Here is a 21,940-nt window from a genome sequence, read left to right as displayed (position 1 = left end):
GGGGAAACGTCATGACCAGAAAGAATGCCGACATCGAACGGTGGGATGTCGAGAACGAGGAGTTCTGGGAGTCGGAAGGCAAGAAGGTTGCCAACCGCAACCTGTGGGTCTCCATTCCCAGCCTGCTGCTGGGCTTCGCCGTCTGGCTGATGTGGGGCATGATCACCACTCAGATGCAGAACCTGGGCTTTCCGTTCTCGGTGGAGCAGCTGTTCACTCTGACCGCGATTGCCGGTCTGGCCGGTGCCACCCTACGCATCCCGGCCTCCTTCATGATCCGTATCGCCGGTGGTCGCAATACCATCTTCCTGACGACCGCCCTGCTAATGCTCCCCGCCATGGGAACCGGCATCGCGTTGATGAACCCCGGGACGCCGTTCTGGGTGTTCCAGGCCCTGGCCCTGCTCTCGGGCATCGGCGGCGGCAACTTCGCCAACTCGATGAGCAACATCTCCAACTTCTTCCCCAAGAAGCAGCAGGGCTATGCCCTGGGCATGAACGCCGGGCTCGGCAACTTCGGCGTCACCACCATGCAGATCCTGATCCCGCTGGTGATGACGGTGGGCCTGTTCGGCGCTTTGGGTGGCGAGCCGATGGCGCTTGAGAAGGCCAGCGGCACCCTGATCGGCCGCATCGAGGCGGGCACCGATACCTGGATCCAGAACGCCGGGTTCGTGTGGATGCTGCTGCTGATTCCGCTGGCCTTCGCGGGCTGGTTCGGCATGAACAACCTGCGCACCATCACCCCGAATCCAGGCTCCCCACTGCAGGCCTTCGGCAAGATTCTCGGCCTCTACGGGGTCGGCATCGTGACCTCCATCGCCGGCGTGGTGGCGCTGGGCTATCTCAACATGTGGATCGCCCTGCCGCTGACCATCGTGCTAACCGTGGTGCTGCTGCGCCTGATCCCGGGTGATATCAAGCCCGCCATCAAGAAGCAGTTCGAGATCTTCTCCAACAAGCACACCTGGTCGATGACCGTGCTCTATATCGCCACCTTCGGCTCCTTCATCGGCTTCTCCGCGGCCCTGCCGCTCTCCATCTCGGTGATCTTCGGCAACATGATGGAGGTGGCCGCCGATGGCAGCATGGTCCGTGTCGCCAACCCGGACGCCCCCAGCGCCCTGACCTGGGCCTGGATGGGGCCCTTCGTCGGCGCCCTGATCCGTCCGGTGGGCGGCTGGATCTCTGACAAGCTGGGCGGCTCCATCGTCACCCAGGTGATCACCGCGATCATGGTGGTGGGCTCCGTGGGCGCCGGCTACGTGATGATGCTGGCCTACAACTCCACCGACCCCAACCAGTACTTCTGGATGTTCCTGCTGCTGTTCATCCTGCTGTTCGCCGCCAGCGGCATCGGCAACGGTTCGACCTTCCGCAGCATCGGCTTCATCTTCGACCCCCAGCAGAAGGGCCCGGCGCTGGGCTGGACCTCCGCCGTCGCCGCCTATGGCTCCTTTATCGCACCCCGGGTGATGGGTGAGCAGATCAAGGCCGGCACGCCGGAGCTCGCCATGTACGGCTTCGCGGTTTTCTACGCCGTCTGCCTGGTGGTCAACTGGTGGTTCTACCTGCGTCCCGGCGCCTATGTGAAGAACCCCTGATCCCTTACCGAACCCGATATCGTCCCTTAACCCGATAGACTCGGAGGGTCCCATGGCCTCTGAACGCTTCAAGCAGACCTCGGTGCTGATCGCCAACACCTTCGCCTTCACCATGTGCTTCATGGTGTGGACCATGTTCGGCGAGATCGGCGTGCCGATCGCCGAGGAGCTCAACCTCAACGGTACCCAGTTCGGTATCCTCACCGCGGTCCCCATCCTGACCGGCGCCCTGTCGCGCCTGCCCCTGGGCTCGCTGACCGACCGCCACGGTGGCCGGCCGGTGTTCTTCATCATCCTGCTGCTGATCGTGCCGGCCATCTGGCTGGTGCAGTTCGCCACCGAGTACTGGCAACTGCTGGTACTGGGCGCCTTCGTCGGCCTGGCCGGCGGCTCCTTCTCGGTAGGCATCACCTACACCGCCAAGTGGTTCGAGAAGGATCGCCAGGGCCTGGCCATGGGCATCTTCGGCGCCGGCAACGCCGGTGCCGCGGTCACCAAGTTCATTGCCCCCACCGTGATCGTGGTGCTGGGCTGGCAGGCGGTGCCCAATATCTACGCGGGCATCATGCTGGTCACCGCCGTGCTGTTCTGGTTCTTCACCTACTCCAACCCGGCCCACCGCACCACCAACCGTGTCTCGCTGCGCGACCAGCTCAAGGTGCTCAACGACCCCAAGGTGTGGAAGTACTGCCAGTACTACTCCGTGGTGTTCGGCGGCTATGTCGGCGTCTCCCTGTGGCTGACCCGCTACTATATGGGGGAGTACGGCCTCGGCATCCAGGTCGCCGCCCTGATCGCCACCATCTTCGTGCTCCCCTCCGGCGTGATCCGCGCCTTCGGCGGCTGGCTCTCCGACCGCTTCGGGGCGCATACCGTCACCTGGGCCTGCATGTGGGCCAGCCTGATCGCCCTGTTCATCATGTCCTACCCCGAGACCCAGTACCGTGTGGCCGGCGCCGGCGGCGAAGGGGTGGTGGAGTTTGGCTTCGGCATCCCGGTATGGCTGTTCACCAGTGCGCTGTTCGTGGTGGGCATCGCCTGGGGCATCGGCAAGGCCTCGGTCTTCAAGTATCTCTCCAACGAGTATCATGAGAACCTCGGCCTGGTCTCCGGCATCGTCGGCCTGGCCGGCGGGGTGGGTGGCTTCCTGCTGCCGATCATGTTCGGCGCCCTGGTGGACCTCACCGGCGTGGCCACCACCGTATGGATGCTCTGCTTCGGCGTGACCCTGGTCTCGATCATCTGGATGTGGTGGACCGAGCGCCGTGCCCCGATGCTGACCCGCGACGCCAAGCATCCTGAAAAGCCGGCCGTGAGTTGATCCAGGCCAAGGCTATGCACACGGCCTCGCACTATAATAGTATTCTGAATACATCATTAGACCGGCTCGCCAGGGCCGGTCGCCTGTCACGCGAGGACCCGCCATGTCCACCCCTCAGGCCATACCCGCCAATGCTCGCCATATGAACGAAGCGGCTCCCGACAAGCAGTCCCGGGGGCGCGGCGCCGCCGTCATCGTCTACATGCTCTTCCTGGGCAGCGTGCTGGCGGTGGTAACGGCACCTGTCGGCGTGCTGATCGCCCACGTCAAGCAGCGCAGCGCCGAGCCTTGGGTAAAGAGCCACCTGCAGTTCCAGATTCGCACCTTCTGGCTGGGCGTGCTGGGCGGGGCGTTCTTCACTGCCGCCTGGCAGCTGCTCGGGCTGGTCGGCACGCCGCCCATGGCCCCCTGGGCCCTGGGTTACCTCTACTTCACCGCCTGCCTGATCTGGATGGTAGGCCGCTGTGCCGTGGGCATCGCCCGCCTGACCTCCAACCGCCCGGTGGATAACCCGCGCAGCCTGGCCTTCGGCGGCGCCCGGGTCACCCTGAGCGACGCATGAGGGAGCAGGAGCTTCCCAACCCCGGCTGGGGGCCGCTCTCTGCCCTGCCCGGCAACCCGCTGATATGGGTGCTGATCCTCAGCGAGTTGCTGGTGTTCATGGCATTCTTCGCCCTCTACTCCTCGGAGCGCGCCGCCCAGGTGGCGCTGTTCGACGCCTCCCAGCAGCAGCTTGATCCGCTGCTGGGAGGGCTCAACACTTTGGTGCTGCTGACCAGCGGGCTCTGTGTGGCATTGGCGGTGGAGGCCACCGCCAGCGAGCGTATCCGGCGTGCCCGCCAGTGGCTGGCCGCCTCCATGGGGCTCGGCGTGTTGTTCGGCGTGATCAAGGTGGTCGAGTATTCGAGCAAGTTCGCCATCGGCATCACGCCTGAGACCAACACCTTCTTCGGCTTCTACTATGGGCTGACCGCCTTTCATTTCGCCCACGTGCTGTTCGGCCTGGCGCTGCTGGGATTGGTCAGCTGGCGCACCAGCCTGGAGAACGTGGAGACCGCCGCCGCCTTCTGGCATATGGTCGATCTGATCTGGATCCTGCTCTACCCGCTGCTTTATCTCTTGCGCTGAGGGCTCTCTTCTACACAGGCCCGAAGCACAATCGCAGTTGGCTCTGTCTTGATAGCGAAAGGCGCCGGGGACAGGTCGAAGAGGGGGTCCTACGCCAGGGGTGAGAAGCACTGCTTCGAACGGGCTGGCCATGGAGGGCCAGCACCGGTCCTGCAAGCGGAGCAGGATGCGAGAGCGAAGCAGGGCGTCGGTAGCGCCCAAGGAAGGGTTCACAGCGCCCCCTCGCAGGCCTGTCGCCGGAACAGCCTTGAGCGGTGATTCCATCTGCGAAAACCTCACACTGCCCCGGAGGCTTTATGACATCTCTGCCCGGCACCCGCCGCCTGCTGACCACCTGGGCCGTGCTGATGGGCCTGACGGTGGTGTCGATGGTCTCGGCGCTGCTCGATGCCGATGACTGGCAGACGCTGCCGTTATGGTCGGCGGCGCTGGTCATCCTGGCCACCGGCTTCAAGGCCCAGCGCCTGCTGATGGTCTATCTCAACCTGCGCAGGGCCACTCCGGCCTGGAAGGGGGCCTTCGTGGGCCTGGTGATCCTCACCCTCGCGCTGATCGGTACCGGCTATCTGGTGGGCCGGATGGCCTGAGGCGCATTGCTTGAGCGTCACACAACAAAGGGCCTGCAAATGCAGGCGAGGCTATCGCATATAGCCCTGATCGGTCGGGGCTGATCTGGAGGCAAGCCTTTGAGGAGGCGCTGTGGACCCCTCCCTGGGCGCTACCGATGCCATCCCTGGCATAGGACCTCCTCGTCGGCTTGCCACCAGCGCCCCTCATATTTCGTCACACTCTATCGTCCTAGCGTCGCTGAGGATGCTTCGGCGGTGCACTCGCCCGAGCCCAGCTCTCCAGGGAACGCCCCAGGCGCATCAGGCCGTAGACCAGCACCGGCGCCAACAGTATCAGCCCCACCCCCCAGTCGCGGTTATTGATCAGCCACACCAGCGGCAGCACCAGCGCCACGGCGACCAGGCACCAGGCCGCCACGGCGAGGATCAGTCGGGTTCGAGAGGTCATGGGCGCATCTCCTCGGCGATGGTATGGATTGCAGCGGCTCAGGTGGCGATGATCTGGCGATAGATACTCGGCAACGCCAGGGCGAGGTGCTCGGGACGCTGTACGATGGCGTAGCCACCGCGACCGAACAGGTGAGGGATATACTGCCCCGCCTCGCGATCGATGGTCACCCCGAACACCTTCACCTCCTGGCGCCGCGCCTCGAGCACCGCCTTGCGGGTATCCTCGATACCGTAGCGGCCCTCGTAGTAGTCATTATCGTTGGGCTTGCCATCGGTCAGCATCAGCAGCAGGCGATGACGGTTGGGGCGCTCGCTCAGCTGCCTGGACAGGTGACGAATCGCCGGTCCCATGCGCGTGTAGCTACCCGGCTTCAGCGCCGAAATGCGCCGCGTCACCCGCTCCCCCATGGGCTCGTCGAATGACTTTAGCGTATTGACCCACACCTTGTGGCGACGCTGGGAGGTGAAGCTGTGAATCGAATAGTCGTCGCCGCAGCCCGCCAGACCGTGCCCCAGCACCAGCAGGGCCTCCTTGGCCACATCGAGCACGCGACGATCCTGCAGCCACGCCTCGGTGGAGAGCGACACATCCACCAGGATCGAGACCGCCAGATCCCGAGCTTGGGTGCGGCTGGCCAGATAGAGCCGGTCACTCGCCTCGCCGGTGGCGGCCAGATCGCAGCGCGAGCGGATCACGGCGTCCATGTCGAGCTCGCTGCCATCCAGTTGGCCGCGCAGGATCTCGCGCCGCGGGCGCAGCGCCTCGAATTCGCGCCGCACGCGACGAATACGCCGACGGGTCGCTTCATCCGGTTCCCAGTTCTCTCCCTCCTCGCTCTGCACGTCGCTGAGCACCAGGCAGTGATCGGGCAGATAGGCCTGCTTGCGATGGTTCCACTCCGGGTAGGGGTGCTTGCCCTTGAGGCGGCCACCGGCGGCCTCCTCGGGCGCCAGGTCGAGGTCGAGCTTGAGACGGGAGGCGGCCTTCTTGCGATTGACGCTGAGCACGATCTCGTCCATCTGGTCCGCCGCCTGACGCGCCTCTTCCTCCTCCTCATCCTCCACATGACGATTGAGGTTCACCATCTCGGCCCAGGAGAGCATTTTCTCCATATTGTTGAGCATCAATGGATCATCGCGATCGGCCTGCTCCTGCTTGCGGCGATCGGCCTGGCGCTTGCCATGGTCGTCGTCGGCCGAGGCGGCGGCCTCGGGCAGCTCCTCGTCATTCGCGCTTTCCTCGCGGACGCCGGCGCTGGTCCCAAGGGTTACCGCCTGGCCCCAGAGCGGCACCGGCAGCGGCGGACGATAACCGCGGGGGGCACGAAATTCCTCGAGGGGGAAGTCATCCTCGCGGATGGAACGCTGCATGGCCACCGCCCAGGCCTCCTCGGGGACGGGCGCTCCCAGCTCGGCACAGAGTGCGGCCTCCAAGGCACGCTCCATGGCGGGCAGGCGCTTGCGCTGCGGGCGGATGGCGAGCAGCTCGCCACACAGCCGCACATAGCGCTCGGTCAGCCCGGGGAAGCGCGCCAGGGCGGCCCGGGTGGTACGGCGCGCCTCGCGCAGCCGCGCCAGGTCGGCCTGCAGGGGATCCTCGGGAAGACTCAGTGGCCTCGCCTCGGCCAGATAGGCGGTCAGCCATAGATAGAGATCGCGATTGAGGGAGGCCTCGGGAAACAGCGCCAGGCGCGGCGGCAGCAGCAGATGTTCCTCATCACGGCGGGCCTGGTCGAGGGACTCCTCGTCGAGACCCAGCCGCTGGCGCAGGCTCAGTCGGTGGGCCGAGGCGCGCCGGGCGATGGCGGCCACCTCGATGCCCTGCTCTCCTCCGCCGGCGCGAAAGAAGACGCCGAGCATGGGACGCAGGCTCTCGAGGCTGACCGCCGCCTCGGGGTGGTCGGGGTAGCTCGCCGCTCCGGAAGCCCAGCGGTGCCAGTAGCGGCCGACGGTCTCCTCGACCTCAAGAAAGTCCAGCATGATCAAGCTCCCGGTTAAGGCGAAACGAACTCTGACAACACAGGAGCTGATCCGGCGGCAAGCCCCGGAGCGCCGGACCGTCGAGGAGGCGCTGTAAATACCTCCCTGTACGCTACCGACGCCTTCCATGGCGTAGGACCTCCTCTTCGGCTTGCCCCCGGCGCCCCTTCCTCCATGAAATATCTCATCAACCGAAGGTGGCCTGAACGGCCTCCATCAGGCCCTCCTGGACGTCGGCATCATCGGTAAGCGGCTCCACCAGGGTGGCCCGGGCGGCGTCTCGGATCGGCATGCCCGCCTGGATCAGGGTCGCGCAGTAGACCAGCAGACGAGTGGAGATGCCCTCCTCCAGATCCTGGCCCTTCATGGCCCGCAGGCTGGCCGCCAGATTGACCAGTGCCGCACAGCGATCCGGCTCCAGGCCGCTCTCGCGGGCCACGATATCGCGCTCGACCTTCGGCGGTGGGAAGTCGAAGGTCATCGCCACGAAGCGCTGGCGGGTACTGGGCTTGAGTGACTTGAGGATATGCTGGTAGCCGGGGTTGTAGGAGACCACCAGCATGAAGTCGTCCGGCGCCTCGAGCAGCTCGCCGGTACGCTCAAGCGGCAGCAGTCGGCGGTCGTCGGTCAGCGGGTGCAGCACGACGGTGACATCCTTGCGTGCCTCGACCACTTCATCGAGGTAGCAGATACCGCCCTCGCGCACGGCGCGGGTCAGCGGACCGTCGACCCAGCGTGTCTCACCGCCCTGCAACAGGAAGCGTCCGGTAAGGTCGGCGGCGGTAAGGTCGTCGTGACAGGAGACGGTGAACAGCGGCTTGCCCAGTCTGGCAGCCATATGGCTGACGAAGCGGGTCTTGCCACAGCCGGTAGGCCCCTTGAGCAGCAGCGGCAGGCGCTGGGCATAGGCGTGCTCGAACATCGCACACTCGTTGCCCACGCTGTCGTAGTAGGGAATCTCCCGGTCGGCGGGCATTGCCGCCGCAGTGGAGAGGGTCATGGCATAACTCCATCAGGGACAGTCATCAAGAAATCAGCAAAGGCAATCGAAGAGGGCCCCTTGCGGAGCCCTCGGGTGATCAGGCGCGATTGGGGCCTGCGGTCAGCTGAGTGCCGCCAGCGGGGACCTGTTCACGGACAGGGCCGAAGAAGGCGTAGAGCAGCAGGCAGGCGCCGATGGCCACGGCGACGCCGGCGCCCAGCCGCATGCCATAGAACAGTACCAGCTGGTCCTGCACCTCCATGAAGTTCATGCCCAGCACGCGCTGCAGGTGGGTCTGGACAACGCCTGCAAAGGTCAGCGTGAAGGTCATGAACGCCATGGCGCCGGTCATGATCCAGAAGCCCCACATGTTGATCACCTGGTTGTAGGGCTGCACGCGGCGCAGTTGGGGCATGGCGAAGCTGATGATGCCCAGCAGCAGCATCACATAGGCCCCGTAGAAGGCCAGGTGGCCGTGGGCCGCGGTGACCTGGGTGCCGTGGCTGTAGTAGTTGACCCAGTGCAGGGTATGCATGAAGCCCCACACGCCGGCGCCGAAGAAGGCCATGGTCGGGCAGCCGAGCGCCCACAGCATGGCGGCCTTGTTGGGATGGTTGCGGCTGCCCTTCCAGAACATGGTGAAGGCGAAAACCACCATGGCGAAGAAGGGGAGAACTTCCAGGGTGGAGAAGATGCTGCCGATGGGCTGCCAGTAACTCGGCGCACCGATCCAGTAGTAGTGGTGGCCGGTGCCCAGCAGGCCCGAGAACAGCGCCAGGCCGACAATGACGTAGAGCCACTTCTCGATCACCTCGCGGTCGACGCCGGTCATCTTAATCAACAGGTAGCCGAGCAGGGAGGCCATGATCAGCTCCCAGACACCCTCGACCCAGAGGTGCACCACCCACCACCAGTAGAGCTTGTCCACGGCGAGGTTGCTGGGGTTGTAGAAGGCGAACAACCAGAATACCGCGGCCAGCCACAGGCCCAGCATCAGCACCATGTTGATGGCGGTCCGGCGACCCTTGACGAGGGTCATGCTGGTGTTGAACAGGAACATCAGGAAGGAGATGGTGATCAGCACCTTGACCCAGAACGGCTGCTCGAGGAACTCGCGCCCTTCGTGGATCCCGAACTGGTAGCCAACCAGCGCCGCGGCACCGGCGAAGGCGAAGATCGCCAGCTGGATATAGGCGATGGTAGGGCTATGGATCTCGCGCTCCGCCTCTTCCGGCATCAGATAGTAGGTGGAGCCCATGAAGCCAAGTAGCAGCCACACGATCAGCAGGTTGGTATGGCTCACCCGCATGATGTTGAAGGGCATGGCCTCGGCCATGAAGTTCGGCCAGACATAGACGGCGGCGGCCAGCAGCCCGAAGACGATCTGCAGGGCAAAGAGCGCCATGGCCACCATGAAGAATGGCAGTGCCACCTTCTGGGTTTCATATTTCATCGGTGTCGTTCTCCTTGATTCATCCGCGTTACGGCGGTCCGGTGGTCCGGCGACTCAGCGGTCAGGTGGCTTACCCGGCGGGGTGTGGTGGCCAGTCCTGGTCGTCGATGCTGTCGGTCCACTCGAGGAAGTCGATCAGTGCGCTCATCTCCTCCTCGCTGAAGTCATAGGCCGGCATCTGACGGCGGCCCTGGGTGCCCAGGGGCTGGGCACGAATCCACGCGGCCAGACCGGCACGCGCCGCCTCGGGGTTCTGGTGGCCGCCGTAGCGCTCCCAGACGTTGCCCAGCTCCGGTGCGAAGTAGGCGCCCTCGCCCATGATGCTGTGGCAGTTGATGCACATGTTCTTTTCCCAGATGTGCTTGCCCTGCACGACCGACTCGGTGAGCCCCTCCTTGTCGGTGGACTTGTTGACCATGTACCAGTGGCTGTGCGCCGTCAGGGCGGCAAACAGCAGAAAGAAGAACAGCGACCCGCCATAGAAGATATTGCGGGCCGCCGACTTGGTGAGACCGTCGGCCATGAACCTTTCCCCCTTGCTCGTCTGGCAGGCGCTTCGCTTATCTGCGGTTGGCGCCTGACGATTTATTAACATGCATTATCGATACATGTTAAGCGTAGCAGAAGAGGAGGGCTTGAGGCTTTGACGTCGGTCAATTTGTGCGGAAAGGTGCGGGCGACAAGAGCGAGAAAACTGTCGCCCGAGGGTCGTGATCAGCGCCCGTCGGTGATGTCCTCGATCCACGTCAGGGCGGCGACGCCACGCGGCAGCCCCAGGGTGGGGATAGACAGCATGGCCACCTGCTTGAGGGCTTCGCTGGTCTCTCCCTCCTCCAGGGCGCGGCGGGCATGGGAGTGCACGGCACCCTCGGAGCGCGCACCCACGGCCAGGGCCAGCTTTACCAACCGACGCGTACGGGCATCCAGCGGACCGCTCTCGGCGCAGGCCTTGCCCAGCTCGGCGTAGGCGTCCCACACCTCAGGGTACTGCTCGGCCACCTGGCCGGCACCGGAAGGAAGATCCTGTTTCGACATGCCATGTTCCTTGCTGCGGATGAGTGTCACATCAGTATAGGCCACATCAGTACAGGCCAATCAACCGACCTTAGGTCGCGCTGCACGGATGATATGCGACTCTCGAGTCAGGCCAGCCAGGAGAGCGCACTATGACGGATGGCCGCCCCCAGCATATAGAGGAAGACGAGCACCGCGGCCACGGCGGCCATGCCGCGCGCCGCCGGGCTCCGCCCGCGCTTGATCGCCACGGTTCCCAGGCCGATATAGGCCAGCAGGGCGATCAGCTTGGCGGCGAGCCAGGGGTGCTCGTGGGGCCACAGGGAGAGCATCACCATCAGCACCACGCCCAGCGTCAGCAGCAGGGTATCGATGATATGGGGAGCGATCCTGACCCAGCGCGCCTGCAGCATCGGTGCCTCGCGCACCGACCAGACGGCACGCAGCATGAAGAAGAGAATGCTCAGGGTGGCGGCGGTGATATGCAGATGCTTGATCACCAGGTAGTACTCCATCTCGAGGGACTCCTTGTCTCGGGCTAACCATCCTTGCCATCGGCACGTGGCGACAGCAGCGGGCCCGTATAGTGGAACAGGAAGACCCCGTAGGCCAGGCACCAGAAGATGATTCCCAGGTTATAGGTCCAGTGGGTGATCTGCGGGAACAGCACCAGTACCGGTGAACGCAGCAGTGCGGCGGCCACCATCAGCCCCAGGGCCACACCGATGCCGGGTAGCGTACGAACGGGGCGCGCGGTATGGCCCAGCGAGACGCGTGCCATCATCGAGAGCATCATGGTGCCCATGCCACCGATGGTCAGGGCATGCAGCGCGGCATCGGCGCGGCTGTCGGCGAGCAGCGCCAGGGCCCACATGGCGAGGCCCAGCGGAATGCAGGCGTAGCTCAGATGCAGCCCCCACAGCAGCGGCTCACGCCAGCTGTGCAGGCCACCCCAGCGCGACATGCGCACGGCATTGGCCAGTGCCGCAAGCCCCATCAAGCCCGCCAGCACTGTCGGTGGCAGCGCTACGCCCAGGGCAACAAGCAGCTGGCTCGCCACCACCGCCATCATGCTGCCCAGGCTCAGGGTCTCGAGGGCCGGGATCGGTGGCTTGCGCGTGAGGCCCAGCCGGTTGGCGGTGAACATGGCGATCACCCGACCGCCCACCACCACCATCAGCAGCGTGATCAGCAATACCGCCAGGTGCGCGGCGGGCCGGATCAGCTCCGGCTCGCCGCTCAAGACGCCCAGGTGCATCAGCAGGTTGGCCAGGGTCAGAAGCCCCAAAGCCGGCAGGAAGATCAGGTTTCGCCAGCGCCGAGCGCGAATCACCAGGCTTGCCATCACCGCCGCCACCAGCGGCAGGAAGGCGAGATCGACCGTCGCCACCAGCCAGCCCGGCAGCGCCATGGGAAAGGCCATCAGCACGCGCGCTGCAAGCCAGAGCCCGACCAGGCCCAGCAGCGGGCCCCCCTTCAGGCTGGGCAATCCGGTCCAGTTCTGCACCGCGGTGAGCAGGAACCCCGCCACCACGGCGGTGGCGAAGCCGAACAGCATCTCGTGCTGGTGCCAGAACATCAGCCCCCCCTGGGGGCGCAGCAGGATATCGCCGTGCCAGAAGGCGAACCACACCACCAGGGAGAGGATGCTGAACAGCGCGGCGAGCAGGAAGAAGGGCCGAAAGGCCAGGCGCGCCACGGGCAGATGCGTCGGCGAGATGGCGGTCTGGCTGGTGCGGGAGGAGGACATGTCAGGATACCCCGTCAGGAGGCTTGGGTGGGTCCATTGTGCGCCGATGGGCGCACGACTTCCATGACAAGTATCAAAAATACTTCTTATTCCACCTCAGTGGCTGGTGCCCTCCTCATAGCGAGTCTTGTTCCAGACATTGTACTTGCCCGAGGGCTTGCTCATGGGGATGCGTTTCTCCTCCTCGAGACTCTCGGCGTCATAGACGATCACCGCGCCGTCATCTTCCCACAGGCTAAGCAGCAGCTTCTCGCCGTAGCGATCGAACTCCACGTGGGCGGCGGTCTTGCCCGGTTCGGGAATCAGGGTCTCGACGATCTCGAGGCTCGCCTTGTCGATGACATGCACCCGGTCGCGGTTGGGCCCGAAGAAGACATCCGCCCAGACGTAGGGCGAGTTGGCATGACTGCGCATAAAGAAGCCGGGGCCGTCGGTCTCCAGGGTCCTGATCACCTCCCAGGTGGTCATGTCGATGATCGACACCGCCGCCCGAGTCAGATGAGGAGTGGCCATCACCCGGCGCCCCTCATGCTCCCAGGTGATGCCCGAGCCGAGATGGGGCATCCCCTCCAGGGGCAGGTCGGCGACCTTCTCACCGCTATCCAGGTTGATCACCATGCCGCCCTGGCCGTCGCTCTCTCCACCCCGGGAGGCGCCGATGACGTGGGCATACTCCAGATCGAAGAAGAAGTCGTCCAGGTAGTTCGGCACCGGGATGCGCCGCACCCGGAAGTTGGCGGTATCGTGGGCGCGCCGTGGCGCCAGCGGGGTCGCCATATGGCCGGTGGAGACCACCGGCTCGGTGGGCAGCGGCCAGGGAATCTCCCAGACCTCCTCGATATCCTTGAGGGCGGCGATAAAGCTGCCCCGTGGCGGGGCGGCATAGACGGCACTGACCCGTGAGCTCTCGCCATCCTCGCCCAGCGCCGGATAGACCTTCATCAGGTCGAGGTTATGGGCATCGAAGAGCACCAGGCTATGAGGCAGGTAGTTGGCGGCCATCACGTAGCGGCCATCGCCTGAGACGGCAATATTGCGCATATTGATGCCGGCGCGCACCTCGGCCACCACCTCCATGTTGTAGATATCGTACTTGGTGATCCAGCCGTCCCGGGAGCCGAAGAAGACATGGCGACCGTCGGGGGTGTACTTGGGCCCGCCGTGCAGGGCATAGCGGGTCTCGAAGCGGTGGATCGGCTCGAAGGTATCACCGTCGAGCAGGGTGGCATGATGATCGCCGGTCTCCACCACGATAAAGAGGTTGAGCGGGTCGGCATCGAAGCGCGGCTCACCTGGCAGGCTGCCATCCCGGTGATGCACCACCTGGCTGGCCAGTATCTCGTCGCGCCCCCAGATGGGTTCCTTGTCGGGCGCGCGGTAGATCCACTCGGCCAGGTTGGAGATCTGACTCTCTTCCAGCTGGGTTGCAAAGCTGGGCATCTGGCTGGCGGCACGACCGTCGCGGATGACCACCTCGGCCGCCGCCGGCTTGAGCCGCGACAGATTGCCAGGCAACAGCGCCGGGCCGATTCCCCCCAGGCGCTCTTCTCCATGGCAGGAGGCGCAGTGAGTCTGATAGAGCGCCTTGGTCTCCGTGTTTGCCTGGGCCGAGGCAGCCGCCGAGGGCAAGAACAGCGCCGCCACCAACAGGGGCAGGAGCCGCGAGATCACGACACTTCGTGTATCGGTCATCACAGGGCAACCCGCTCCAGAACGGCACCCTCGATAAAGGCCGCCTGCTCCGGTACCGGCTGGGAGAGGGTGTCGGCCAGACGCACCACCTCTCCGACCACGATCAGGGTGGGTGGCTTCAGCCCCTCACTCGCGATGGTCTCGACCAGCTCCCCCAGGCAGGTGATCACCCGGCGCTGCTCCGGGGTGGTGCCGCGCTCCACCAGGGCCACGGGGTGCGAGGCAGGCAGGCCATGGCGCTGCAGTTCGCCGCGGATCAGTTCGGCATTGGCCAGCCCCATGTAGAACACCGTGGTCTGGTTCGGGGCGGCCAGCGAGGCCCAGTTCAAAGCCAGGTCGCCGTCACCCTTGCAGTGGCCGGTAACGAAGGTGACGCTCTGGGCATGGTCGCGATGGGTCAGCGGGAAGCCGCCGTAGGCGGCGCACCCCTGGGCGGAGGTGATGCCCGGCACCACGCGGAAGCTCACGCCGTGTTCGATCAGCACCTCGGCCTCCTCGCCGCCGCGGCCGAAGATATAGGGGTCGCCACCCTTGAGGCGCACCACCCGCCTGCCCTCGCGGGAAAGGCGCACCAGCAGGGCATTGGTCTCGTCCTGGGTCAGGGCATGGCAGCGCGAGGCCTTGCCCACATAGAAGCGCCGAGCCCTGGGGCTCGCCAGCGCCAGTACCTCGCGGGAGACGAGCCGATCGTAGACCAGACAGTCGGCCTGCTCGATCAGTGACAGCGCCCGCAGGGTCAGCAGGCCCGGGTCACCGGGGCCGGCACCGATGATGGCCACTTCGCCGGACGCCAGCGGCGCCTCGGCCAGATCGTAGGAAACGCGGTGTGACGGCATGGCGATACTCCTCGCAAGCCTCAGGTGATCTCGACGGCCTGGATGGCCTTATAGGGGGTAGCGAGATGGGGCGCCGCCACCCGGCGCTCGTCCTCCTCGGCAACACCGATCTCGGCATTGGTCAGATAGCAGCCGGGATCCTCCTCCCAGGGGTCACCGGTGACCTTCCAAGCGCGAACCCGTGTATTGCCGTTGCAGATCGACAGATAGTGGCACTCGGCACAGCGCCCCTTGAGCGGTCGCGGGCGCTGGCGGAAGCCGACCATCAGCGGGTCCTGGGTATCGCGCCAGATCGCGGAGAAGGGGCGCTCCCGGACACTGCCCAGGTCGTGGTCCCACCAGAAGGTATCGGGGTGCACATGCCCCAGGTTGTCGATATTGGCGATATGCTCGCCGGAGGCGTTGCCTCCCCAGTCGAGCAGCCACTGCTCCAGGGCCGCGGCCTGGTCGGGGAAGTGTTCCCGGGCCCACATCAGCAGGAAGGGGCCATCGGCATCGTTGTTGCCGGTGACATACTCGCGCTCGACGCCGCGCTCGAGTTCATCGCGGCAGTGGTCGAACAGCCGAGTCATGGCGTCGCGGGTCATGCGATACCAGGCATCCTGCTTGCTGTGGCGCCGGCCACGACCGCCATAGTTGAGGTGCGAGAGGTAGAACTTGTCGACGTCGTGCTCGTCGAGCAGCGCCAGAATATCGCCGAGCTGCTCGTAGTTCTCCCGGGTCAGGGTAAAGCGCAGGCCGACCTTGATGCCGCGCTCCTTGCACAGCTTCACCGCGTGCATGGATTCGCGGAAGGCACCCTGGCGCTGACGGATGACGTCGTGAGTCGCCTCCAGCCCGTCGATGCTGATGCCCACGTAGTCATAGCCCACCTCGGCAATGGTGTCGATATTCTCCTCGGTGATCAGGGTGCCGTTGGTGGAGAGCCCGGTGTAGATTCCAAGCTCCCGGGAGCGACGCGACAGCTCGAAGATGTCGGGGCGCATCAGCGGCTCACCGCCGGAGAGGATCAGCGCCGGCACCCGGAAGGCGCTCAGGTCGTCGAGCACCGCATGGGCCTCGGCGGTGGAGAGCTCACCGGCGAAATCGATATCCGCCGAGGTGGTATAGCAGTGCTTGCAGGTCAGGTTGCAGCGACGAATCAGGTTCCAGATCACCACCGGGCCGGGCGGCTTGCGCGCCGCGCTTCTCGTTTCATGACCCGGGGAACCCGGTTCCATCAGGCTCTTGATATAGCGGGTGACGCGGAACATGGCGTTCTCCTGCTGAGAAATGCTGTGCCGGGTCGCCGTGACAGGCGCGACTCAGCTTTGACGGTCGGCGTTCGTGGCGACATCGTTCGGCCGCTTGCCGGCCAGGCGCAACCCGGTCTTCTTGAGGATGCGCGAGCTGTAGAGGATGCGGTGGTCGCGGCAGGCATCACCCAGGCGCCTGCGCAGCACCTCTGCCTGGCGCTCGACCTCCTCCCGGCTGCGACCATGCAGCATGGCGAATAGATTGTAGGGCCAGTGCGGCAGGTGCCGCGGGCGGCGGTAGCAGTGGCTGACACCCTCGATGGCGGCCACCTCGCGGCCCAGACGCTCGATCTGCGTATCGTCGACGTCCCACACCGTCATGCCGTTGGCCACATAGCCGAGCCGGTAGTGATTGGGCACCGCCGCGACCCGGCGGATCACCCCGCTCGCCTGCATGGCCTGCATGCGCTCGAGCACCTCCGCACCACTGATGCCTACCTCGCGGCCCACCGCCCCCCAGGGATCGGGAACCAGTGGCAGGCCGGCCTGGGTCGCCAGCACGATGGCACGATCGGTGGCATCGAGCCCCCGGGCATCACACCGCTGCGCATAATCGACGATGGGCGTGCTAGATGGGCAGGTGGAGACGGACATGGAACTCCTCCTCCTTGGGCATATTGAAGACCGGCAGACCGGTGGTCGCCTCGATCTCGGCCAAGATTTCGGCGATGCGTGCCGGGGTCTCGGTGGCGAGTACGAACCACATGTTGAGCGCATGCTCGCGACGATAGTTATGGGCCACCTCGGGGAAGGCATTGACCCTCCCGGCGATCTCGTCATAGTCAGCCTCGGGCACCGCCAGCGCGGCCAGGGTCAGGCCGCCTCCCAGCCGTTCGGCGTGGTACATGGGGCCGAAGCGACTCAGCACCCCACCATCGCGCAGCCGCTCCAGACGATACAGCAGCTCTCCCTCGCCGATGCCCAGCTGCGTGGCAACGACCGCATAGGGGCGTGCCACCAGCGGCAGGCCATCCTGCAGGTGATTGATCAGACGACGGTCGACGGCATCCAGCTCCTCGAGGGTCATGACGCCTCCTCGCGCACATAGCGGCCGCCGCACTGGCGATAGGCATGGGTGCTGAACAGCGCCCGATGCTCCAGCGCCTCCAGCCCCTGGCGCTGGACGATGGCATCCAGCTCGCTCAGCACCCGCTGGCGGTGGGTACCATGAATCATGCTGAACAGATTGTAGGGCCAGTCGGGCAGGCGGCGCGGGCGGCGATAGCAGAGCGTTACCGCCGTCTCGCGAGCCAGGCGGCGCCCCACCTCGGCAACGCGCTCGTCGGGCACATCCCAGACCACCATGGCATTGGCCTGGATGCCAAGCCGGCGATGCTTCACCACCAGTCCCAGGCGCTTGATCATGCCATCGGCCTGCCAGCGGCGTACGCAGGCCATTACCTGCCCCTCGGCCATCCCGGCCTGCTCCGCCAGGGTTTGCCAGGGGCGCGACGTGATCGGCAGCCCCTGTTCAAGCAGGCCGCGCAGGCGGCGTTCGGCTTCGCTCGAGGGTGTGGAGAGAGCAGCGCCGGTGGCGGCGAGGCTCAGGTCGTCGGTCGTCTTCATGCGCGCTCCAGCTCGGCCCAGGGAATGGGGAAGGAGAGATCGATGTGGTAACCCTCCAGCATCGGCAGACGCAGGATCGGCACCCCCAGGCACCTCTCCAGGTCATCGAGACGCGCCTCGAGCTCGGGCTCGTCCGGTGCGGTCATCACGAACCAGAGGTTGTAGCCGTGTTCACGAGCCTGTTCTTCACGAGCCTGTTCTTCACGAGCATAGTTGTGATTGACGCCGGGAGCGGCGTTGATGAGCTCTGCGAAGGCATCGCGTTCGGCCTCGGGCACGGCCACCGCGGCGAGCAGGCTGGCGCCGGCTCGGGCGTGGTCGAACACTGGCCCCACTCGGCTCAGCACCCCCAGGGCCTGAAGGCGCTCGAGTCGTGCGAGAACCACCTCCTCACTGCTGCCCAGGCGCTCGGCGATGGTGTGGAATGGGCGGGTACAGACCGGCAGGCCACGCTGGTAGCTGTCGATCAGGCGACGGTCCAGCGCATTGAGGTCTTCGGCTTTAATTGACGGGGCTTGGCAATGCATCGGCACAGCTCACTTGCGGCGGGTGGCGGCGGGCAGGGCCCGCCGCCGATCCCGATCAGTAGATATCTTTCTGAGTGTTGATCACGTTGAACTTGCCGGTCGGGGTGACCAGACGTTCATCCTTGATCACGTGCTTCAACTCGCGGGTCTTGTCATCGACGACCACGATCGCGGAGGTATCGTCCATGGTGTTCCACACCGAGAACCACACCTCGTCACCGGCCTGGTTGTACTCGGGCTGCACCACGCGCTTGGGTCCCTCGCCGACATCGGCCCAATCGGCGATCGGCAGGACCTCGAAGCCCGCCTCCAGATCATTGATGTCGTAGACCGCCACGCTCTGACTGATGGCCTCATTGGGGTTGAGGGCGGTGTCGACGTAGAGGTTGTCGGACTCCGGGTGGGTCTTGATGAACAGCGAGCCGCCGCCCTGCCCTTCCAGGGTGCGCACTACCTGCCAGGCGCTGTCCGGATGCCCTTCCGGGTCGGTGCCGATCAGCTGGATGGTGGCATCGCCCAGGTGGCTGGTGCCCCACACCGGACCATGCTCGGGGTCCTCGAAATTGGCGCCACGGCCCGGGTGCGGGATCTTGCCCACGTCGACGATGGCTTCGAGCTCACGCTCCTGGGCATCGATGACCACGATCTGGTTGGACTCGTTGGCCGCCGTCAGGAAGTAGCGACCCGAGGCGTCCCAGCCACCATCGTGCAGGAAGCGCGAGGTATCGATCTCGACGGTGGAGAGTGCATCCAGGTTCTCGTAGTTGACCAGGCGTACCTTGCCGGTCTCCTTGATGTTGACGATAAACTCCGGGTGCTGGTGGGAGGCCACGATAGCCGCCACGCGGGGTTCCGGATGGTACTCCTGCTCGCCGACGGTCATGCCGCGGGTCGCCACGATCTTCTTGGGCTCCAGCGTCTCGCCATCCATGATCACGTACTGCGGCGGCCAGTAGGCCCCGGCGATGGCCAGGTCATCCTCGTAACCCTCGAACTTGGAGGTCTCGACGGAGCGGGCCTCCATGCCGATCTTGATGGTGGCGACGATGCTCGGGTCCTCCATCCATAGATCGATCATGTCGATCTTGGCGTCGCGACCGATAACGAACAGGTAGCGGCCTGAAGCGGACATGCGCGAGATATGCACCGCATAGCCGGTGTCGAGAATCTTGACGATCTCCTTGGATTCGCCATCGATCAGGGCGATCTGGCCGGCGTCACGCAGGGTGACCGAGAACAGGTTCTCGATATCCAGGTCGTTCATCTGCTCGGTGGGCCGGTCCTCGGGGGCGACCAGCACCTCCCAGGTCTCCTTCATGTCGGCCATGCCGAACTCGGGAGGCTGTGGCGGCTCATGCATGATGTACTTGGCCATCAACTCCACTTCACTCTCGGTCAGATCGCCCGAGGTCCCCCAGTTGGGCATGCCGGCCGGTGAGCCGTAGTGGATAAAGGCCTTGAGATACTCCAGGCCGCGCTCCTGGGTGATCTCGGTGGTCAACGGCTTGCCGGTGGCCCCCTTGCGCAGCACGCCATGGCAGCCGGCGCAGCGCTGGAAGTAGATCTCCTTGGCTTTCTCGAACTCCGCATCGGACAGATCCGGCGCCCCGGGGGTGCGCACCACCCTGGCCGAACCCGGATCCACGGCGGACTCGGTGCCCTGATAGGCCGCCTGGGTCTCGTCGAGCTCCTTCTTGTCATCCTGGGCGTAAGCCGCGGAGATGCCCAGTGCCACGGTAGTGACCGCCACCGCCAGTGGCTTGAGATACCAGTCTTTCTTCATTATCGATCCACCTCTGTCATGATCCTTGAATGCGCTGTCGCCAGGACATGGACGTGTCGTTATTGTCATTCGACGGATGGCCAGCCGGTATCAATGGGCCGATGACCTTCCTGGAAAGAGAGTGGCTCAATAACGCGCATACTTCATGCTTCTTAACTGCTTTCCCCCCTCTTTCCCGAGGGTCATTGACGTATATCAAAGCACGTGACGGCTACCCACAAAGAGAAATTGAGCTGCCCGGATTTTACTGATATGCCCACAGGTAGGAGGCTTTCGTTGACGCCAATCAATGCGCACCGACGCTCAGGCAGAGACACTCTTGTCAGTCCTTACCTCAGGAGTCGCCATGTCGCCGCCCCCCTTTCTTCGCCTGACGCTGCTGGCCGTGGCCTGTGCGCTACCGCTTGTCGGACATGCCGAGCCATCGCCCTCCATCGAGCGCGAGGCCGAGCTCGAGACACTGCTCTATCAGGATTGCGGCTCCTGCCACGGCATGACCCTGCGTGGCGGCCTGGGACCGGCGCTGCCCGCGTCACGCATGAACGCCTATAGCCGCGAGGGTCTGGCCGCGCTGATCCTCCACGGCGTGAAGGGCACCGCCATGCCCGGCTGGGCCGATCTGCTGACCGAGCAGGAGGCGCTGTGGATCGCCGACCACCTGCAGAATGACAATCCCCTGGATGAGTGACCCCTTCATGCCCACGATGCCCCCATCACTTCGCAAGCCCCTCGCCGCCCTCTCACTTCTTGTCCTGCTGGCCGGCTGCCAGACCACGCCCACCGCCGAGCTACGCGGCACCGGCGATCTCGGTGTGGTCGTGGAGCGTGCGACAGGCAGCCTGGCGGTGGTCGACACCAGCGAGCGACGCATCCTCGAGCGCGTGGAGGGGCTCGGGGATCTCTCCCACGCCTCGGTGAAGTTCTCCCGCGATGCCCGCCATGCCTTCGTGTTCGGACGTGACGGTGGGCTGAGTCGCGTCGATCTGCTGACCGGCGAGATCACCCACCGGGTGATCCAGTCCGGCAACAGCATCGGCGGAGCCGTCTCCCAGGATGGCTCACTGGTAGCGGTGGCCAACTACGAGCCGGGTGGCGTGAAGATCTTCGATAGCGAGAGCCTGGAGGAGGTCGCCGATATCCCGGCGACCTGGGTCGATGGCAACGGCATTCAACAGCGCTCCAAGGTGGTGGGCCTGGTGGATGCCCCCGGCAATCGCTTCGTCTACAGCCTGTTCGAGGCCGGGGAGATTCATCTGGTCGACATGCATGGGGACGCCCCCGAGGTGACGCGCTTCACCGATATCGGCAAGCAGCCCTACGACGCCCTGATCGGCCCCAGTGGCCGCTACTACATCGCCGGGCTATTCGGCGAGGATGGCCTGGCGCTGCTCGATCTGTGGCACCCGGAGCAGGGTGTTCGCCGCATCCTGCCCGACTACGGCCGCGGCGAGGAGCGCCTGCCGGTCTACAAGATGCCCCACCTGGAGGGCTGGACCCTGGCCGGCGACGAGGCGTGGCTGCCGGCGGTGGGTCGCCACGAGGTACTGGTCGCCGACGGCGACGACTGGACACTGGTCGATCGTATCCCGGTCCATGGTCAGCCGATCTTCGTGATGCGTCGCCCCGACGAGCGCCAGGTCTGGGTCAACTTCGCCCATCCTGACAACGACGTGGTGCAGGTCATCGACACCGAGAGCCGCGAAGTGGTCGCCACCCTGACACCCGGTGAGGCGGTGCTGCATATGGAGTTCACCCCCAAGGGGGAGCACGCCTGGGTCTCGGCCCGCGACAGCGACCGGGTGGTGGTCTATGACACCCATACCCTGGAGGAGATCTCACGCCTTCCCAGCGAGTCACCCAGCGGCATCTTCTTTACCGACCGGGCTCACCGCATAGGACTCTAGCGAGAAGGGACTGCCCCCGGCTCGGCCGGGGACAGTCCCTGATGGTAGTCCCTGATAGTAGAGTGCCATTCGGCTCTGAAGAGCCG

The 21,940-nt window shown here is 65.1% G+C and carries 23 protein-coding genes; 7 read left to right on the top strand and 16 right to left on the bottom strand.

Features of this window, described 5'->3' with window-relative positions:
- Positions 1-11 precede the first annotated feature (11 nt).
- From Q0894_RS09950 to Q0894_RS09930, 5 genes are all read left to right on the top strand, one after another.
- A complete protein-coding gene (locus Q0894_RS09950) occupies positions 12-1,604 on the top strand; it encodes an MFS transporter (RefSeq protein ID WP_299234564.1) in 1,593 nt (530 codons plus the stop codon).
- A 52-nt stretch (positions 1,605-1,656) separates the two neighbouring features.
- Positions 1,657-2,925 (top strand): nitrate/nitrite transporter, encoded by a 1,269-nt coding sequence (locus Q0894_RS09945; RefSeq protein ID WP_299234561.1) that lies wholly within the window; start codon positions 1,657-1,659, stop codon positions 2,923-2,925.
- Between the two features lie 103 nt (positions 2,926-3,028).
- Positions 3,029-3,487 (top strand): hypothetical protein, encoded by a 459-nt coding sequence (locus Q0894_RS09940; RefSeq protein WP_299234559.1) that lies wholly within the window; start codon positions 3,029-3,031, stop codon positions 3,485-3,487.
- On the top strand, positions 3,484-4,053 hold the full coding sequence (locus Q0894_RS09935; RefSeq protein WP_299234556.1) for a cytochrome c oxidase subunit 3 family protein: 570 nt from the start codon (positions 3,484-3,486) through the stop codon (positions 4,051-4,053). Before Q0894_RS09940 ends, Q0894_RS09935 begins: the two co-directional genes overlap by 4 nt.
- A gap of 296 nt (positions 4,054-4,349) precedes the next feature.
- Positions 4,350-4,640: a cytochrome C oxidase subunit IV family protein gene (locus tag Q0894_RS09930; protein ID WP_299234553.1), complete on the top strand. Its 291-nt coding sequence runs from the start codon at positions 4,350-4,352 to the stop codon at positions 4,638-4,640.
- Between the two features lie 211 nt (positions 4,641-4,851).
- Here Q0894_RS09930 and Q0894_RS09925 read toward each other — a convergent pair whose 3' ends face one another.
- The 16 genes from Q0894_RS09925 to Q0894_RS09850 form a co-directional block, all read right to left on the bottom strand.
- Positions 4,852-5,070 (bottom strand): hypothetical protein, encoded by a 219-nt coding sequence (locus Q0894_RS09925; RefSeq protein WP_195689630.1) that lies wholly within the window; start codon positions 5,068-5,070, stop codon positions 4,852-4,854.
- Positions 5,071-5,108: 38 nt separating this feature from the next.
- Positions 5,109-7,052: a VWA domain-containing protein gene (locus tag Q0894_RS09920; protein ID WP_299234547.1), complete on the bottom strand. Its 1,944-nt coding sequence runs from the start codon at positions 7,050-7,052 to the stop codon at positions 5,109-5,111.
- A 187-nt stretch (positions 7,053-7,239) separates the two neighbouring features.
- Positions 7,240-8,052, bottom strand: coding sequence for a CbbQ/NirQ/NorQ/GpvN family protein (locus Q0894_RS09915; RefSeq protein ID WP_299234544.1), 813 nt, complete (start codon positions 8,050-8,052; stop codon positions 7,240-7,242).
- Positions 8,053-8,131: 79 nt separating this feature from the next.
- On the bottom strand, positions 8,132-9,487 hold the full coding sequence (locus Q0894_RS09910) for a cbb3-type cytochrome c oxidase subunit I (RefSeq protein ID WP_299234541.1): 1,356 nt from the start codon (positions 9,485-9,487) through the stop codon (positions 8,132-8,134).
- Between the two features lie 70 nt (positions 9,488-9,557).
- A complete protein-coding gene (locus Q0894_RS09905; protein ID WP_299234538.1) occupies positions 9,558-10,010 on the bottom strand; it encodes a cytochrome c in 453 nt (150 codons plus the stop codon).
- Positions 10,011-10,201: 191 nt separating this feature from the next.
- Positions 10,202-10,522 carry a carboxymuconolactone decarboxylase family protein gene (locus tag Q0894_RS09900; RefSeq protein ID WP_299234535.1) on the bottom strand — a complete coding sequence of 107 codons (321 nt, stop codon included), beginning with the start codon at positions 10,520-10,522 and terminating at the stop codon, positions 10,202-10,204.
- Between the two features lie 107 nt (positions 10,523-10,629).
- Positions 10,630-11,016 (bottom strand): SirB2 family protein, encoded by a 387-nt coding sequence (locus tag Q0894_RS09895; RefSeq protein WP_299234532.1) that lies wholly within the window; start codon positions 11,014-11,016, stop codon positions 10,630-10,632.
- A gap of 23 nt (positions 11,017-11,039) precedes the next feature.
- Positions 11,040-12,251 (bottom strand): NnrS family protein, encoded by a 1,212-nt coding sequence (locus tag Q0894_RS09890; protein ID WP_299234529.1) that lies wholly within the window; start codon positions 12,249-12,251, stop codon positions 11,040-11,042.
- 96 nt (positions 12,252-12,347) lie between these two features.
- Positions 12,348-13,943 (bottom strand): nitrite reductase, encoded by a 1,596-nt coding sequence (locus Q0894_RS09885; protein ID WP_299234526.1) that lies wholly within the window; start codon positions 13,941-13,943, stop codon positions 12,348-12,350.
- Entirely contained in the window at positions 13,943-14,779 is an 837-nt protein-coding gene (gene cobA, locus Q0894_RS09880) for a uroporphyrinogen-III C-methyltransferase (protein WP_299234523.1), read from the bottom strand. Before cobA ends, Q0894_RS09885 begins: the two co-directional genes overlap by 1 nt.
- A gap of 20 nt (positions 14,780-14,799) precedes the next feature.
- Positions 14,800-16,032, bottom strand: coding sequence for a heme d1 biosynthesis radical SAM protein NirJ (gene nirJ, locus Q0894_RS09875; RefSeq protein ID WP_299234520.1), 1,233 nt, complete (start codon positions 16,030-16,032; stop codon positions 14,800-14,802).
- Positions 16,033-16,083: 51 nt separating this feature from the next.
- On the bottom strand, positions 16,084-16,668 hold the full coding sequence (locus tag Q0894_RS09870) for an AsnC family transcriptional regulator (RefSeq protein ID WP_299234516.1): 585 nt from the start codon (positions 16,666-16,668) through the stop codon (positions 16,084-16,086).
- On the bottom strand, positions 16,643-17,101 hold the full coding sequence (locus tag Q0894_RS09865) for an AsnC family transcriptional regulator (RefSeq protein ID WP_299234513.1): 459 nt from the start codon (positions 17,099-17,101) through the stop codon (positions 16,643-16,645). The genes Q0894_RS09870 and Q0894_RS09865 overlap by 26 nt, the downstream gene beginning before the upstream one ends.
- Positions 17,098-17,640, bottom strand: a complete 543-nt coding sequence (locus tag Q0894_RS09860) for an AsnC family protein (protein WP_299234510.1) — start codon at positions 17,638-17,640, stop codon at positions 17,098-17,100. Before Q0894_RS09860 ends, Q0894_RS09865 begins: the two co-directional genes overlap by 4 nt.
- Positions 17,637-18,167 (bottom strand): Lrp/AsnC family transcriptional regulator, encoded by a 531-nt coding sequence (locus Q0894_RS09855; RefSeq protein ID WP_299234506.1) that lies wholly within the window; start codon positions 18,165-18,167, stop codon positions 17,637-17,639. The genes Q0894_RS09860 and Q0894_RS09855 overlap by 4 nt, the downstream gene beginning before the upstream one ends.
- A 55-nt stretch (positions 18,168-18,222) precedes the next feature.
- The gene (locus Q0894_RS09850; protein WP_299234503.1) at positions 18,223-19,950 is read right to left on the bottom strand and encodes a nitrite reductase; all 1,728 of its coding nucleotides are present in this window, start codon (positions 19,948-19,950) and stop codon (positions 18,223-18,225) included.
- Positions 19,951-20,296: 346 nt separating this feature from the next.
- Here Q0894_RS09850 and Q0894_RS09845 point away from each other — a divergent pair, with 346 nt between their 5' ends.
- Both Q0894_RS09845 and Q0894_RS09840 read left to right on the top strand, forming a co-directional pair.
- Positions 20,297-20,638 carry a cytochrome c gene (locus Q0894_RS09845; protein WP_299234500.1) on the top strand — a complete coding sequence of 114 codons (342 nt, stop codon included), beginning with the start codon at positions 20,297-20,299 and terminating at the stop codon, positions 20,636-20,638.
- 7 nt (positions 20,639-20,645) lie between these two features.
- Positions 20,646-21,854 carry a cytochrome D1 domain-containing protein gene (locus tag Q0894_RS09840; RefSeq protein ID WP_299234497.1) on the top strand — a complete coding sequence of 403 codons (1,209 nt, stop codon included), beginning with the start codon at positions 20,646-20,648 and terminating at the stop codon, positions 21,852-21,854.
- Positions 21,855-21,940 lie beyond the last annotated feature (86 nt).

The organism is uncultured Halomonas sp., from assembly GCF_947501415.1.
Taxonomy (GTDB): Bacteria; Pseudomonadota; Gammaproteobacteria; order Pseudomonadales; family Halomonadaceae; genus Halomonas.
This window is presented reverse-complemented; position numbering and strand designations above follow the sequence as displayed.